Raw genomic sequence first — 15,940 nt, forward strand, 5'->3', positions numbered from 1 at the left:
TTGATTGGCGGCATAAGTTGGTAAATTGATAGCTTGTCTAGGTGCATCTGTAGCGAGGTTAATGGCTGTTTCTGCATCACAGATTCCCCATTTTACTAGATTTTGAACTCCAACTAATAACGGTAGGGTTGTTCCGGCTAAAGTCCCATCTTGTAATCTGGCTGTACCGTTGATAATTTCAATGTGTCGGTTATCCCAAGGATAGATGCCATCTGGTAATCCTAGAGGTGCAAGGGCATCACTGACAATAAATAAATTTTCACTGGCACGCACAAGAATTTTTAAGATCATTGGGGCAACGTGCTGACCATCAGCAATAAAGCCACAGAAGACACGAGGATCGTTCATTGCTGCACCTAGTAACCCTGGTTCGCGGTGGTGTAGGGGTGGCATAGCGTTGAAGGCGTGGGTAATCATTGTCGCCCCTTGGGCAAAGACCTGTTGGGCTTCGACGGCGGTGGCTTGAGAATGTCCTAAACTGACAGTGATTCCCAAAGAACGCAAATAGGGGATCACTTCACCTGTGCTATCTAATTCTGGTGCTAGGGTGATGACTTTGACAAAATGGGCATAGTCACCTAATACCCGTTTAACTTGATCAATAGTGAGAGGTAAAAGGTATTCGGCTGGATGTGCGCCACGTTTGTAGTAGTTTAAGAAAGGTCCTTCAAGATGGACTCCCAGGATTTGTGCAGATGTGCCGGGGCTGGGAGTATAATCGGCGAGAATGGCGATCGCTCGCTGAATATTTTCGATAGAGGTGGTGACTATGGTTGGTAAATAACCATCAACTCCGGCTTCCCATAGAAATGAGGAGATGGTTTTCAGCATATAGGCATTTTCTGATGTTAATTCCGGAAATGCTAACCCCAGTCCACCATTGATTTGTAAATCTACACCACCTAAAGAAATCCAGTCTCCCGCTACATCTAAAACCTTTAAATCTTGTGGCGTAACTTCTTCCCATGCTGTCTTCATGGACATAATTTGTTTAATTATGCCTTTTTGGTTAACTAAGATTCTCTGTAAATCTTGATAACCGGGTACTTTTGCATTGATAATATCTACATTTGCCAGCATGGGTGTTATTTTTTATTAGTCAGTTGTCAGTTGTCAGTCGTCAGTTGTCAGTTGTTAAGAAGTTTTTCCTGTTCCCTGTTCCCTGTTCCCTATTCCCTATTCCCTAATTCTATGAGTCTCGAAATTGGTATTATTATGGGTAGCGATTCGGATTTGCCTACCATGAAGGATGCGATCGCTATTTGTGAAGAATTTGGTATTGTATTTGAAGTTGCCATTGTCTCTGCTCATCGTACCCCAGAACGGATGGTGAAATATGCTCAAACTGCACATCAACGCGGTATCAAGGTAATTATCGCCGGTGCTGGTGGTGCGGCTCATCTTCCTGGTATGGTAGCATCTTTAACTCCTTTACCTGTAATTGGTGTCCCAGTCGCTACTCGTAACTTACAAGGTGTAGATTCTTTATATTCTATCGTGCAAATGCCAGCAGGAATACCCGTAGCTACTGTAGCCATTGGTAATGCGAAAAATGCTGGACTTTTGGCTGTGCAAATTCTCGCTACTCACCAACCAGAATTACTGCAAAAAGTGCAAGCTTATCGGCAAAGTCTATGTGATTCAGTCATGGAAAAGCAAGTCAAATTAGATCAGCTTGGATATGAACAATATTTGCAACAATAGATATTAACGTAATTTAATATATACGCCGTGAACCCTATTACTAGCAACCCAGCCCAAACTCAAAATCGCAAAGCAGATCATATCCGTATCTGTTTAGAAGATCATGTCCAATCTCCAGAAATCACTAATGGGTTAGAAAAATATCGCTTTAGCCATACTTGTTTACCTGAACTTGATGGTAAAGATATTGATGTGAGTACGACTTTTTTGGGAAAACATCTCCATGCACCTTTATTAATTTCCTCTATGACTGGAGGCACAGAACAAGCGGGGATTATTAACCGTCGTCTTGCAGAAGTCGCCCAAAAATACCAATTAGCTATGGGTGTGGGATCTGTGCGCGTGGCAGTGGAAAAACCTCAAGTTGCTGATACTTTCGCCGTTCGCAAATATGCGCCTGATATTCTCCTATTTGCTAACTTAGGTGCAGTACAGCTTAATTATGAATATGGGGTTGATGAATGTTTGCGAATTATTGATCTGATTGAGGCTGATGCCCTAATCTTACATATTAACCCTTTACAAGAATTTATTCAACCCAGAGGAGATCGGAATTTTTTAGGATTGCTTGACAAAATATCAGATTTGTGTAATCAATTGCCAGTCCCTGTGATTGCCAAAGAAGTAGGGAATGGTATTTCAGCGACAATGGCCGAAAAATTAATAGCCGCTGGAGTTCAAGTTATTGATGTAGCAGGTGCTGGGGGTACGTCTTGGGCAATGGTAGAAAGTGAACGGGCTGAAACATCCTTACAGCGGCGGTTAGGGCAAACATTTGGGAATTGGGGTATACCTACAGCCGATTGTATTACCAGTATTCGGGCAAATTGTCCCCATATTCCCTTAATTGCTTCTGGGGGTTTACGTCATGGTTTAGATGTTGCTAAAGCGATCGCTCTGGGGGCGGATATTGCTGGTTTAGCAATGCCTTTTTTGAAAGCAGCAGCATTGTCAGAAGCCGCTGTAGTAGAATTAGTAGAGGTATTAATTGCTGAAATCACCACCGTATTATTTTGCACTGGCAATAAAAGCTTGTATAAATTGAAGCAATCTCAGAGTTTACAGCGCATACAATAGAACTAAGCTGATTTTTAGTCATTGGTTTTGGGCTAATGACTAATGACTAATAACTAATGACTAAATAACTAATGACTAATTTTTTTAAACAAACCTTAGCAAGTTTAATTGGCAGTTTACTGGGACTGATGATTTTTTCTGGAGTTAGTACAGTGGGATTTTTGGTACTGTTAATTGCAATTACAAGTTCTCAAAGTACAGCCCCAGTAGTCAAAAACAAGTCAATGTTGGTTTTTGACTTATCAATGAAAATCACCGATAGTGAACCTAGTTCTGGTCAATTATTGCAAAAAACTTTGAGCGGTGTTGATGAAAATAACATCACACTTCGTCAAGTTGTAGAAACTATAGACAAAGCAGGGCGTGATCAACGTATTGTCGGTATTTATATAAATGGGACAGATGCGAGTCCAGTAGGTTATGCTTCCTCCAAAGAAATCCGTCAAGCACTAGAAAAATTCCGCAAAACCGGGAAAAAGATCATTGCCTATAGTACAAACTGGAGTGAAAAGGAATATTATCTGAGTTCCGTAGCGAATCAAATCGTTGTTAATCCTATGGGAGTAATGGAAATGAACGGTTTGAGTTCACAACCCATGTTTTTAACAGGAGCATTTCAAAAATATGGTATTGGTGTGCAGATTGTCCGGGTGGGTAAATTTAAAGGTGCAGTAGAACCCTTGATTCTCAATCAACTCAGCCCAGAGAACCGACAACAAACTCAGAAATTGTTAGATGATATTTGGGGAGAATGGCGGACATCCGTAGGAACAAGCCGAAATATACAGCCGCAGAAATTACAAGCGATCGCTAATAATCAAGCAATTTTAGAAGCCACACAAGCTAAATCTAACGGTTTAGTAGACAAGATTGCTTACCAAGATGAAGTATTAGCAGACTTGAAAAAATTAACTGGTAAGAAGGAAACAGACTCCACATTTACCAAAATTAGTCTTAGTGATTATGCAGAAGTTCCTGGTAAAAATTCCGAATCAGACAATAAAATTGCCATTGTTTATGCAGAAGGGGAAATAGTCAATGGTAGCGGTGATAGTGGAGAAGTGGGAGGCGATCGCTTTGCGACAATCTTCACCAAAATTAGGCAAAATGATCAAATCAAATCTGTAGTTTTGCGAATTAATAGCCCTGGTGGTAGTGCTACCGCAGCCGAAATTATGCAGCGAGAAATTAAATTAACTCGTCAAGTTAAACCCGTGATTGTCTCAATGGGAGACATGGCTGCTTCTGGTGGTTATTGGATTGCTAGTGACTCCAATCGTATTTTCGCCCAAGCTAATACCATTACAGGTTCTATTGGTGTCTTTGGCGTATTATTTAATGGTCAAAAATTAGCAAATAATAATGGTATCACCTGGGATTCTGTGAAAACATCCCAATTTGCAGATCAACAAACCATTTCCCGTCCCAAATCTCCCCAAGAATTAGCAGTCTACCAACGCAGTGTTGACCGCATTTATAATCTATTTTTGCAAAAAGTTTCCCAAGGACGAAAACTACCAACTGCAAAAGTAGCAGAAATTGCCCAAGGACGAGTTTGGTCAGGTACAGCAGCTAAACAAATCGGGTTAGTTGATGAAATTGGTGGTTTAAATGTAGCCATTGAATATGCTGCTAAACAAGCAAAATTAGGTAATGATTGGGAACTAGAAGAATATCCCCAAGTTAGGACATTTGGAGAACGCTTTTTTGGGAAACAATTAGAAGAAGCAAAAGCCAAATTAGGAATAGAAACAACTCCAACTAAACCTAATAATCTCCTCATAAATGAGTTAGGAAAGTTTCAACAGGAAATTAGTATTTTACAAACAATGAATGATCCAAACGGAGTTTATACCCGTTTACCCTTTAACTTCAAAATTGAATAGGGATGATTATTGAGGACGGGGAAACCCCGCCCCTACTTTAAAACTGCTGTAAGAAACGCAAATCGCTATTATATAAACGGCGAATATCATCAATTTGATGTAATACCATTGCAAACCGTTCTACACCAAAACCGGCAGCAAACCCACTATAAACTTCGGGGTCATAACCAACAGATTTCAAAACATTGGGGTCAACCATACCGCACCCCATGACTTCTAACCAACGTCCTTTCCACTGTAAATCTACTTCGGCGGAAGGTTCAGTAAAGGGGAAATAACTGGCACGAAAGCGAATTGGTAAATCACCAAATATTGCTTGTAAAAATATTTTTACAGTTCCTTTCAGGTCTGTAAAAGTCAGTCCTTCATCTATTGCTAAAAGTTCAATTTGATGGAAAACGGCTGAGTGTGTCGCATCTACATCATCTCTGCGATATACTCGACCAGGGGCGACAACTCGAATGGGTGGTTCTTCCTTTTCCATGTAGCGAATTTGCACCGAGGAGGTATGAGTCCGCAGTAAGTTACCATCTGGTAAATAGAAGGTATCCTGCATATCACGGGCTGGATGATCTGGGGGGGTATTCAGGGCTTCAAAATTGTAGTAATCTGTTTCCATCTCTGTGCCTTGGGCAACGGTGTAACCCATGCCGACAAAGATATCTAGTGTTCTGTCAATAATGCCATTAAGAGGATGAATGCGACCTTGGGGGCGGTACATACCAGGCATGGTGACATCTATTGTTTCAGCCTCTAGCTGTGCCTGAATTTGAGCAGATTCTAAGGTGGTGCGTTGTTGATCTAGGCTGTTTTGGATGGCTTCTTTGACGGTGTTAGCGATCGCCCCAATTTTTGGACGTTCCTCCGCACTCATTTGCCCCATACTTCGCAATAGCGCCCCCAATTGACCTTTTTTGCCCAAATAGTTAACTCGCAGTTCTTCTAGGCGTTCGAGGGTATCGGCGGCAGCGATCGCTATTTCTCCTTCTTGGCGTAATGCTAAAAGTTGATCCTCTAAATTATTAGTCATTAGTCATTGGTGATTAGTCATTAGTCATTAGTCTATAGCAGGGAAGAAGGAATGGGGAATGATTTTATAACTAGTACAGTACGGCGTAAGTCAACCAACCATTAAGAATTCTCAAGAAGCTTGTGTAATATGCTTTTGTAATTTTTAATTTTTAATTCCGCCCTGCGGTACTAGCTCTTTCAAGGTGACTAATCAATAGACATTTTTTCACTGTTAGAAAAACTTCCCAAGATGCTGTTGTATGTTTCTTCTAACTGTGCAGTATTTGACTTCAAGTTAAATTTTTGTTCTACACAAGAACGCCCAGCTATTGCCAAACTATCTCGTAATTGTTGATCCTCAAGCAAGGTTAGAATAGATTTAGCTATAGTTTCCCAGTCTCTTTCTTGGGTTAATAAACCTGTTTGTTCATGAATTATCGCTTCAGGAATACCCGCATGAACAGAACTAATCACAGGTAATCCCATTGCCATAGCTTCTAGGATGACTATGGGCAGTCCTTCTGATTCTCCTTGAGAGGTTGTAATACTAGGCGCACAGAGTAAGAAAGATCGCGTCATCCATTCTTTCACAATTTCAGGAGGTTGTACTCCTAGAAAACGGTAGCGATTGAGCGAATTTGCAGCTATATTTTCTAAGGTAGAACGCAGGGGTCCATCTCCAATCATAACTAATTCCACATTAGGCATTATTTTCTGGACTTGAGCCATTGCGCGAATTAAGTATTCACATCCTTTCTTTTCAACGAAGCGTCCGACAAATAATACTACAGGTTCGCGTTGAATATTAGGAACAGAAGTAAATTTGTCTATATCTATCCCGATGTAATGAACTTTAATTTTTTCTGGGGGACATCCTTTTTCAATTAGTTTCGAGCGAATAAATTCAGAAACAGCAATAAAACAATCAGCTTCTTGAAAGAGGCGATCGCGTTTTTTAATATACAGTTCTCGATAAAATTGACCGCGTCTTTTTAAATAATCTAAACTATAATCATACCAGGTTTTTCTTTGATTTAAATCAATATCTGCTGTTGCATAATAACCATGAAAGGTAACAATTAAAGGGATGTTTAATTTTTTGGCTAAGGGTAGGGCTAAAACACCATCTAAACCAAAGTGAGCATGAATTAAGATGGGGGATAAGGCTTGCAGGTGTTTTATCCAATTAGGATGACAGAATTCAGCTAATTTATAGGCGGTTTTCCAAAGTTCAGGAGGGGAAACTAGTTCTCCCAAAATAATAGTTTTGTTTGGTGAAATCATGGATTTAGCACTAGGCAAGCGAGTATTGCCAACATAGAATCCAGTATGAGATGAGAAGTTCTCAACTTGAGCCGGGATAAAAGTTTCTGAGTAAGGGATTAATTGATCACGGTAGATGATTACATTTTTTTTCATGAGTTATTTTATTAAAAAAGAACGATAGTTAGACTTTTTCATGTCCTGTAAAATTATCCACATCGGCAAATAATTCTTGCAGCCTCAACAAATATTTATCAGATAATGGAGGCTGCAATAGAGAAGCTACATTAGCAGCAAGATGCTCGATATTTCCCGTACCAAATAACACTACATCAACTCCCGGTTGATGACGACAAAAGCGATAAGCTGCATCTGTAATATTCTTAGCACCACCTTCATCAAACAAAAAATCTAGTGGTTTCTCTACGTTTAAAGTTTCCAGTTCAGCATATCCCATTTGCTGCAATTTTATTATTGCTTTTTTCAAATTTGTCGCACTACTTAATGCTCGTCTAACAGCAAACATTGAAAGCACACCAATATTGTTAGTAGTAGCTTGGGGAAGAACTAACTTTTGTGCAGATTGATTAAGGATATTAAACCCTATCATAATGGTATCCCAACAATCATCCTCAACAGCACGTTGTAGCATTTGATGACTTGGCTCTTTTACGAATGCTTCTGTGATACCGATAAACCGTATTTTACCTGCATCTCGCATCTTAAATAAAACTGGAACAAGTTCTGTTAAAACGTAATCATATTGATTTATTGTTACACCGTGAAAATTATAGATATCTACATGGTCAGTTTGTAATTTTCGGAGGCTTTTTTCAACTTCTTTAACTAATTCCTTGCCAGTAATTAAGCGATCTTGATTAAGCACTTTTTTCTTAGTAGATAAGACTACATCTTCACGCTTAATCTCCTTAATTGCTTTGCCAATAATTTGTTCAGTATTATAATCTTCGGCAGTATCAAATAAATTAATACCAAAGTCAAGTGCTGTACGGATAAGATATGTAGATTCGGCTTGACTTTTGCCTGTACTTTGACCGATTTTGCTATATCCACCACCACCTAAACCCATCACACTTACTCTGAGTCCAGTACGACCCAAGGTTACATATTCCATATTTGTCTGACTGATCTGAGTAATTAACTCATAGCTTTGTTTTGGTGGTTGTTTACCTAAATCACGGATTGATTTTAGGAAACTTTTAATAGACTTTTTAATCATAAGTAAATAGATTTGTAGTTAGTAAAAAACAATTTTACAGATTTCACATTTACTAAAAACCAAATAGTGCTAGGTTATATCTTTTTGATTATTTACTTCTGTTCTTCACAATATCTATCAAACTTTGATTGAGCAAAGTTCTAGATTGCATATTACTATGTCTATTTCTACCACCTCCAGTAACAACTAACCATTTACTAATCACATTAGCCATACAAGCATAAAGATTAGTTGGTAAGGATGCTAGTTCAGTCCAAGTATCTAGTTTGATGTCATAGATAGTAATTTTGGGAATCAAATCTGTATAATACTTAGAACCTTTAACTGAATGCTTCAGTGCCAGAAAAATTTGTAGGGGAAAATCATCAATTAGTTTGTCATTTTCATGGGCAAATATATCTGTTAGCTTTTCACTCAATAAGTGGGGATTTTGATTGTTACGCCCACCGATAATAACGATGTAATTATCTACAACAAAAGTTGATGGCTCAAAATGAGACCTGGGTTCGGGTAAACTAGCTAACTCTAACCAAGTATCTTTTTCCCAATCATAAACATGAACCGAATCAACATCAACTGGATTAGTGTCATGGCGATGTTGACCACCAAGAGCATAGATTCTATCACCAACAGCAATGCTAGAAACATGACCTCGCGGATTTGGCAAAGGTGCTTTTTCTATCCATTCTATTCCCTCTTTCAGTGATAGCGACCAATGTTCTCCACAAGTGGTATCTCGATCTGGTGCAAATCCGCCAAAATAATGAAGTTCATCATTAATAATTTGGAGGCCACCACCTGCACGAGGTTGAGGTAGTGGGATACCCTCTGTCCAAGAATTAGCGATCGCATCATATTGCCAGACCGCATCTGTTGTCGGTCCAGGATGATTACCCACAAATCCACCAGCAAACCACACCCGCGACTCATCAAGAACTGCATTGATATGAGTAATAGGAGTAGGCATTTCACCTAATTTAGTCCATTGGTTTGCTTCGAGATTATAGACAAATACATCTTTGGTCGCTTGCCACCTAAATGTAAAGCCACCAAAAATATAGAGTTGGTTGTTAATGACTGCTGTAGCACTTTCTAAGAGAGGAGTGGGAAGTGGAGCTACAGTTTTCCATAATTTGTGAGGTAGTGTCCAATTTTCTAATGTTTGTGTGATTGATGCCATAATTAATTGTTAAAAGTAATATTTCTGAGAAATTCACTAACCTACAGTTTCAGTAGAGGATGATCCAACTTTGATTTTTTCTGCATATTCTAACATTTTCTCCCTGGCTTTTTCCGTAGCTATTTTTAATCGAGTCTGGTCAATTTTCAACAACCGAATTTGGCGATCAGGATGACGTTGCAACCAATAATAGAGATTTTTTTCTAGTTCAAAAATTGCCCGTTCAATTTGCTCTTCAACTGTTGTTTCTGGTAAAAATAAACGCTCCTTACATTTTGGTTGACATTCTATAAGTTGAATATGACAATGCCATTGTCCATTGATATAGGTATCAAACCTGAGAATTTCATAGCCAAGAGCATGAAATATTACAGACGGTCCTTCTGCTACATTAAGAACTTTCCAATATACCTCTAGACCAACGTTATCACCAATTTCAAAATCTACAACATCCTTTCTAATCTTGTCTTTTTTTGATTTATATAGATGTTGCTTTTTGAGGCTACGAGCATACATATAGGAAAAAACAGAAGTTGCCCAATCACGAATAAAAGACATAGTTAATCTCCTTTTAATTAATAAAGGTATGAATATTTAGGAATCAACTTAACTATAGTGGGAAGAGAATCTTGCCAATAAACGCAAGCTTGTTTTTCTGGAGGAAGTTTTGCAGCGATCAGAGATAATTCTTCTCTAGATAAAAGATTTCTACCAGCCCGAAAAGGTTGATGGGGGCGACGACTTAAATAGCCAAAAGTAACTGCATGGCGAGAATATTTTGTGGGAGGTTTCCCACGATGATAAGAATGAGCCGTATCTACAATAATTACAGTTCCAGCTTTCCCTGTGTAAGTTGTTAACCAATCTTGTTGATGATTAGGTATTAGTTCTTCTATTTCTTGATGATAGAAAAATTTGTATTTATCTTTGACTTTTTTCAATAGTAATAAACTAATTTCAGGGTGCATATACTGAAAAGGTCCGCCATCATCATCTACATCATTAAAGTAAATAATTATTTTAATAACTTTCCTGTCTTCATTGTCTATGTGCCAACGTCTAGTTGCCGTTTCTTTACCATTATTAAGACTTAAATGTGCCATGAAGGTATCATAAGCAATGGGAGCGCCGATGTAATTAGAGACAATACTGATTAATCTATCTTCAAGTCCCCAAGTAAATATTTCTGGATATTTGAGGATCTGTTCTAAATTAGACTCAATGGCAAACTTACTGCTTTTTTTCTCAGATATTTTAGTAATTTCTGTCATTAGCCTATTTACAGCTTCAACAAATTCTTTTGTGCTTGGTATTCCCAGAGATTCCAACGTAGTTATATAGATGCCTTGATGTTTCAAAGATTCAATAATTATTGCATCATTGGCAGTAACTAATGGTAGCTGGTTATGAAAATTTTCTATATATTTTTTGTATTTAGGATAGAAAAATTTGGACTCTAGATAACTGTTATTAACTAGAGATTGGGCTAGATTTGGAAGGCTATTTCTCAAAAATTTACGAACTAAATTTGTGTTAATCATGGTTTTTTTAATATAACTAAAGGCTCTAAAATTATGTTTTATTTAATGTAGCATTTAAAATCTTTCTTGCCTGAAGTTTAGTATAAGTAAAAATTATTTTAACCATCAAATTGAAGCGGTAGATTAATTGTGGATAATATTTCAGATATTCTTGATATTCAGGAAGCTGAAGAGCTTCATTTAAACTGGTGTAATTAATAAGTTGAACCAAGGAATTAGCTAAAAGTTTATCTGAAAAATTTTGAACTTCTGGAAATCTATTTCTGAGATAGTATGCGACTTTAATATATAATTTCGATCTCTCAACCCCAATATTTTTCTTAAACGCATAAAGATTATTCCCATGACTGCGATGAACAGCAAGTTTTTCAGGGGAAAGTATGCCCGGCGATAGATGAATTGCAGCTAACCTTAAAAAGGCATCGCTAGAAATAACAAATTGATCTGGCATTGGTAATATTTGCTTAATATTATCGCGTTTAAAACATAAACCTGTGGTGGCAGGAAACCAATAAGTTAGCAATTGTCCCTTCAATATATTTTCTCGTAGATCAACATATTCAAAGTTTTTGAGACAACGGTTTTCTGGTATTTTTAAAGGAAAACCTTTGATATCTACTTCTGCTAAATCATGAAAAATCCAACCTGCATTGGGGTATTGATGAAATAGATCAACAATTTGACTGAGCTTTTTTACTAAGTAATAATCATCAGCATCAAGAAAGCAAATTATTTGTCCCTTACTAGCTTGAAATCCTGCGTTAAAGGCTGATGCTTGTCCCCCATTTTCTTTCAAAACAGGGATAATTTTTCCTTCATACCTACAAATAACTGCTGACGATTCGTCTGTCGATCCATCATCAACAACTATAATCTCAGTATTAGGATAAGTTTGAGCTAAGGCACTTTCTATTGCTTCTGGCAGAAAGTTTCCGTAATTATAATTATTAATAATTATACTAACTAAGGTCTCTCCTGATTTCATAATTCTGATTTATGGTTTGTTCTCAAAGCGTTTTTTCACAATCCAATTTTTCCAAAAATAAAAAGGACTTAGCAAAGTATATAATATAAGTTCTCTTTCTCCAGCAGCCACTACATCTGTCGCAATTACGTTATGATACCTAAACCAGTGTAACATAAGCTTACGAAAATCATTGACAATATAAACTGGAATCATGAATGGTCTTTGCCAAAGTTCGTGTTTCAACATCCGAGTCCAATAACGACTCAATCCTACTCCACGAAAAAATTTGAGTATATAGTCTCGTTCAAAACGAGTTTTTGGTATCCGATGGTAAATTTCCATTGCGGGATTGTACCAAATTTCCCAACCTGCTTTTTTAATATACGATAATGCTTCTATATCTTCTCCTTTGGCAGCTAGAGAATTTCCAATAGGACCTTGCAACTGTAAGCATTCTGGAACATTTTTATCCCAAGCTGATTTGCGAATTACTAAGCCAGCACCTGGAGGAAATAATCCCAAACGATTAGATAAACCATGATTAAAGCAAATCTGTTGCTCTCGCTCTATGATGGGGAAAAAACCAGCTATCCGTTCAAAATTTTCAGGAGGTTGGACTTCAAAATCTCCATGAATCCGACTTCCATACGCACCTGCTTGAGGGTATGCTTGACCAAAAGTATAGGCTGAAGCTACCCAATCTGGTGCGGGAATATTGTCATCATCTAGAAATCCAATCAGAGGAGCTTTAGCTTCTTTCATAGCTCTTTGTCTTGCAAATGAAGCACCTTGTTTCGATTCAAAGTAATAGTTAATAGGAAAATGCTTTTTCCAGTCTAGCTGGTATTGTTGAATAATATTTGCTGTGTTATCGGTACTATTATTATCAACTATAACAATTTCCCAGGAAATATTGTCTGTGTTGATCTGCGATCGCAGTTTCTCTAACAACTCAGGTAAGTATTTTTCTCCGTTGTATGTGCGAATAACAACACTGAATTTTATCATAACATAATATGAATTAACTGTGCTACGGAGAAAAAATTCTACATAGAACTATTTAACAATTTTTGTATACAATAACACTGATGTATACTTGTAAAAGTATACTATATAATTAGCAATAAAAAATATTAGTTCTTCAGTATCTCTGATACCAAATATAGATTTATTGATATTCAACACTATTGCCAATTTTCCCAAATAGGTCTGAAACCCAATAAAATCGTGACGATATCAATAGGGTTTCAGGGTTTTGGCAATAAGTAGGTGGGCGTTAAAAATTGTCGTTGGAGCAAGGGAACAGGGAACAGGGAACAGGAAGAGAGTTTTGGGCGATTTTACTTTTCTTCACACATTTTGGTTTTTTCCGCTCAGGTAATTAGTATTGTGTTTTTAATAGCCAATTTATCTTAAATCAATCTATAAATTCATAAGATATACTTGTATAAGGAGATTTTTAATATTTGTGAAAGTAATTTAGCATAGTACATACAGACAACTCTTGATTTTTGCTGATGTGTGACACAAGACACTGACAAGGCAATTAAAACCAATAACTAATGACTAATGACCACTGACTCATAACAGAATGAAATTACTAATCAGTAACGATGATGGTATTTCTGCACTGGGGATTCGGACTTTAGCCAACACCTTAGCAGCAGCGGGTCATGAAGTAACAGTAGTTTGTCCAGATCGAGAGCGATCGGCAACTGGACACGGATTAACTTTACTTCAACCGATTCGCGCTGAAATAGTGGAATCGCTGTTTCATCCTCAAATTAAAGCTTGGGCTTGTGATGGTACGCCTTCAGATTGTGTAAAATTAGCATTATGGGCTTTATTAGATTCTCCACCTGAATTAGTGCTGTCTGGAATTAACCAAGGTGCAAATTTAGGGACAGAAATCCTCTACTCCGGTACTGTTTCGGCAGCAATGGAAGGTTTAATAGAAGGCATTCCCAGTATTGCTTTTAGTTTAACTAGTCATACTCACAAGGACTTTCAAACAGCAGCCAAATTTGCTGAAATCCTCGTTGCCAAAATTGCCGCCCAACCTCTCCCAGATTTAATGTTACTTAACGTCAACATTCCGCCCTTATCCTGGGAAGAAATTGCCGGTGTCACCTTTACCAGACAAGGAATAAGACGCTACGTTGATGTTTTTAATAAACGCACTGACCCCAGAGGTAAAACTTACTACTGGTTAACAGGAGAGGTAATAGAAGATGTAGAACCACCCATAGAGTTAAATTTACCAAACCACATTCCCCTTGATGTTCATGCCATTCAAGAAAAATACATCAGTATTACTCCTTTGCAATATAACCTGACTTATGGTCATGGACTTAATCAGTTATCTACATGGGAATTGAAATTTCCTGAGATTTAAGTAAGTTCTACCAAAGTGGAGAAAATTCTTTTCAGTAACTTTACTGAATCTTTACTAACTATTACTTAAGTAAATGTAGTAAACTAGATAGAATAGGAAGTATCAAAAAAAAGAGTTATATGATAATTCCTAATGTCTGACTCTGACCTCTATTCAATGCCAAGTAGAGCAGTTTTATAGCCGAAAAATGTTGTTTTCATGAATAAAACTGGTAAAACAGCATACACTTAAACCAATAGAAGTCATTTGTTTTCATTATTCCCCTGCTCAGTCCAGCCAGCCAGCAATACCCATGTCTAGGATAGAGAACCAATTTAACGTACAATTTTGGGGCGTTAGGGGCAGCATCCCCAGTCCAGGTCTAGATACCGTTCGCTATGGAGGGAATACTCCTTGTGTTTCCATGCAAGTAGGCGGTAAACAACTGATTTTTGATGCTGGTACAGGATTACACGTTTTAGGAAAATCCTTATTGTCCCAAATGCCAGTAGAGGGTCATCTATTCTTTACCCATTCTCACTGGGATCATATTCAAGGATTTCCCTTTTTTACCCCTGCTTTTATCAATGGGAATAAATTTAATATTTATGGGGCGATCGCTCCCGATGGTTCAACTATAGAACAGCGGTTGAATGATCAGATGCTGCATCCTAACTTTCCTGTCCCTTTACAGATTATGCAGTCCAACTTGACTTTTCACGACGTTCAAGCCGGACAGCCTATCCATATTGATGACATTATCGTAGAAACGGCTCATTTAAATCATCCAGGTGAAGCAGTAGGATATCGAGTAAACTGGCGAGGTGGTGCGGCTGTTTATATGACCGATACTGAACATTATGCTGATCATTTAGATGAAAATGTATTGTGGTTAGCTCGCAATGCTGATATCCTCATTTATGATTCCACATATACTGACGAAGAGTACAATAACCCCAAATCACCGAAAATTGGCTGGGGACACTCTACTTGGCAAGAAGCTATCAAAGTTGCTAAAGCTGCCAATGTTAAAACCCTAGTAATTTACCATCATGATCCAGCCCACAATGATGAATTTTTAGATCGGATTGGTGAAGAAGCTCATGCTTGTTTTGCGGGTGCAATCATGGCTAAAGAAGGATTAGTTCTACCAGTAACTATTAATGAAGCTACATCAGAATCTTTTTCTACCAGCAAGTATTCGACTTGAGAATTGCTTAATTAGAGGGACTGCTGAAAAAGTTTTTTTGGTGACAGGTTGGCTTCAGAGGGAACTCTTGACGGGCAACAGGGAACAGAAAAACTCATGTTTGAGTTAAACATGAGATTGAAATAATGACACTGTTTTTTTCGCTGCTCGTCATCTTTTAAAAACATCTTTTTTTTGACTGAGCTTGAAACCCACATTCCGCAGATACTAAAGCAAATTTAGGAATTAAAAATTTTCATAAATAAAAGCCTGAAAAGATTGCCTAGCAAAGATTTCAGGCTTTTATTTGTTAAAATAATCAAATCAAATAGAGATGGGAAAAACCATGAAAGAGTCTCAAGTTGGCATGAAAATCCTAAATATAGACCATTTGGGAATAGTAGCAGGAATAATAGACGAAATGGAATTGGTAGAAGAAGTGAATAAAATAGTGGGAATAAAAATAAAAGAAACCCTAACACCAGGACAAGTAATAAAAGCAATGATT

At 37.7% G+C, this 15,940-nt stretch carries 15 protein-coding genes; 6 read left to right on the top strand and 9 right to left on the bottom strand.

Features of this window, described 5'->3' with window-relative positions:
• Positions 1–1,080 (bottom strand): N-acetylglucosamine-6-phosphate deacetylase (gene nagA, locus FJR38_RS16955; RefSeq protein WP_168538328.1); only part of this gene is annotated, 1,080 nt, incomplete at its 3' end.
• Positions 1,081–1,191: 111 nt separating this feature from the next.
• On the opposite strand from nagA, the gene purE reads away from it, so the two are divergent.
• The 3 genes from purE to sppA all read left to right on the top strand — a co-directional run bounded on the left by purE (position 1,192) and on the right by sppA (position 4,667).
• Positions 1,192–1,704: a 5-(carboxyamino)imidazole ribonucleotide mutase gene (gene purE / locus FJR38_RS16960; protein ID WP_168491246.1), complete on the top strand. Its 513-nt coding sequence runs from the start codon at positions 1,192–1,194 to the stop codon at positions 1,702–1,704.
• A gap of 27 nt (positions 1,705–1,731) precedes the next feature.
• Complete coding sequence (fni, locus tag FJR38_RS16965; protein ID WP_168538330.1) at positions 1,732–2,781, top strand: type 2 isopentenyl-diphosphate Delta-isomerase; 1,050 nt, start codon at positions 1,732–1,734, stop codon at positions 2,779–2,781.
• A gap of 71 nt (positions 2,782–2,852) precedes the next feature.
• Positions 2,853–4,667, top strand: coding sequence for a signal peptide peptidase SppA (sppA, locus tag FJR38_RS16970; protein WP_168491250.1), 1,815 nt, complete (start codon positions 2,853–2,855; stop codon positions 4,665–4,667).
• 37 nt (positions 4,668–4,704) lie between these two features.
• Here sppA and pheS read toward each other — a convergent pair whose 3' ends face one another.
• The 8 genes from pheS to hpsE all read right to left on the bottom strand — a co-directional run bounded on the left by pheS (position 4,705) and on the right by hpsE (position 12,877).
• The gene (gene pheS, locus FJR38_RS16975; protein ID WP_168538332.1) at positions 4,705–5,697 is read right to left on the bottom strand and encodes a phenylalanine--tRNA ligase subunit alpha; all 993 of its coding nucleotides are present in this window, start codon (positions 5,695–5,697) and stop codon (positions 4,705–4,707) included.
• A gap of 188 nt (positions 5,698–5,885) precedes the next feature.
• Positions 5,886–7,097: a glycosyltransferase gene (locus FJR38_RS16980; RefSeq protein WP_168538334.1), complete on the bottom strand. Its 1,212-nt coding sequence runs from the start codon at positions 7,095–7,097 to the stop codon at positions 5,886–5,888.
• A gap of 28 nt (positions 7,098–7,125) precedes the next feature.
• Positions 7,126–8,181, bottom strand: coding sequence for an aldo/keto reductase (locus tag FJR38_RS16985; RefSeq protein WP_168491257.1), 1,056 nt, complete (start codon positions 8,179–8,181; stop codon positions 7,126–7,128).
• Positions 8,182–8,269: 88 nt separating this feature from the next.
• Complete coding sequence (locus tag FJR38_RS16990; RefSeq protein WP_168491259.1) at positions 8,270–9,361, bottom strand: kelch repeat-containing protein; 1,092 nt, start codon at positions 9,359–9,361, stop codon at positions 8,270–8,272.
• 36 nt (positions 9,362–9,397) lie between these two features.
• A complete protein-coding gene (locus tag FJR38_RS16995) occupies positions 9,398–9,919 on the bottom strand; it encodes a hypothetical protein (protein WP_168538336.1) in 522 nt (173 codons plus the stop codon).
• Positions 9,920–9,936: 17 nt separating this feature from the next.
• Positions 9,937–10,902, bottom strand: a complete 966-nt coding sequence (locus tag FJR38_RS17000; RefSeq protein WP_168538338.1) for a hypothetical protein — start codon at positions 10,900–10,902, stop codon at positions 9,937–9,939.
• A 31-nt stretch (positions 10,903–10,933) separates the two neighbouring features.
• The gene (locus FJR38_RS17005; RefSeq protein ID WP_168538340.1) at positions 10,934–11,887 is read right to left on the bottom strand and encodes a glycosyltransferase; all 954 of its coding nucleotides are present in this window, start codon (positions 11,885–11,887) and stop codon (positions 10,934–10,936) included.
• 9 nt (positions 11,888–11,896) lie between these two features.
• A complete protein-coding gene (gene hpsE / locus FJR38_RS17010) occupies positions 11,897–12,877 on the bottom strand; it encodes a hormogonium polysaccharide biosynthesis glycosyltransferase HpsE (protein ID WP_168538342.1) in 981 nt (326 codons plus the stop codon).
• Between the two features lie 583 nt (positions 12,878–13,460).
• On the opposite strand from hpsE, the gene surE reads away from it, so the two are divergent.
• The 3 genes from surE to FJR38_RS29085 all read left to right on the top strand — a co-directional run.
• Entirely contained in the window at positions 13,461–14,264 is an 804-nt protein-coding gene (gene surE, locus FJR38_RS17015) for a 5'/3'-nucleotidase SurE (RefSeq protein ID WP_168491269.1), read from the top strand.
• Between the two features lie 292 nt (positions 14,265–14,556).
• Positions 14,557–15,453 (top strand): MBL fold metallo-hydrolase, encoded by an 897-nt coding sequence (locus tag FJR38_RS17020; RefSeq protein WP_168538344.1) that lies wholly within the window; start codon positions 14,557–14,559, stop codon positions 15,451–15,453.
• A 346-nt stretch (positions 15,454–15,799) separates the two neighbouring features.
• A partial coding sequence (locus FJR38_RS29085; protein ID WP_256366931.1) for a DUF4277 domain-containing protein occupies positions 15,800–15,940 on the top strand: 141 nt, incomplete at its 3' end.

The sequence above is a fragment of the Anabaena sp. UHCC 0253 genome (genome assembly GCF_009712085.1).
GTDB lineage: Bacteria > Cyanobacteriota > Cyanobacteriia > Cyanobacteriales > Nostocaceae > Dolichospermum.

Coding starts and splice junctions, on each gene's coding strand:
- purE (WP_168491246.1), top strand. CDS start 1,192: ATGAGTCTCGAAATTGGTATTATTATGGGTAGCGATTCGGATTTGCCT.
- sppA (WP_168491250.1), top strand. CDS start 2,853: ATGACTAATTTTTTTAAACAAACCTTAGCAAGTTTAATTGGCAGTTTA.
- pheS (WP_168538332.1), bottom strand. CDS start 5,697: ATGACTAATAATTTAGAGGATCAACTTTTAGCATTACGCCAAGAAGGA.
- FJR38_RS16980 (WP_168538334.1), bottom strand. CDS start 7,097: ATGAAAAAAAATGTAATCATCTACCGTGATCAATTAATCCCTTACTCA.
- FJR38_RS16985 (WP_168491257.1), bottom strand. CDS start 8,181: ATGATTAAAAAGTCTATTAAAAGTTTCCTAAAATCAATCCGTGATTTA.
- FJR38_RS16990 (WP_168491259.1), bottom strand. CDS start 9,361: ATGGCATCAATCACACAAACATTAGAAAATTGGACACTACCTCACAAA.
- FJR38_RS16995 (WP_168538336.1), bottom strand. CDS start 9,919: ATGTCTTTTATTCGTGATTGGGCAACTTCTGTTTTTTCCTATATGTAT.
- FJR38_RS17000 (WP_168538338.1), bottom strand. CDS start 10,902: ATGATTAACACAAATTTAGTTCGTAAATTTTTGAGAAATAGCCTTCCA.
- FJR38_RS17005 (WP_168538340.1), bottom strand. CDS start 11,887: ATGAAATCAGGAGAGACCTTAGTTAGTATAATTATTAATAATTATAAT.
- hpsE (WP_168538342.1), bottom strand. CDS start 12,877: ATGATAAAATTCAGTGTTGTTATTCGCACATACAACGGAGAAAAATAC.
- surE (WP_168491269.1), top strand. CDS start 13,461: ATGAAATTACTAATCAGTAACGATGATGGTATTTCTGCACTGGGGATT.
- FJR38_RS17020 (WP_168538344.1), top strand. CDS start 14,557: ATGTCTAGGATAGAGAACCAATTTAACGTACAATTTTGGGGCGTTAGG.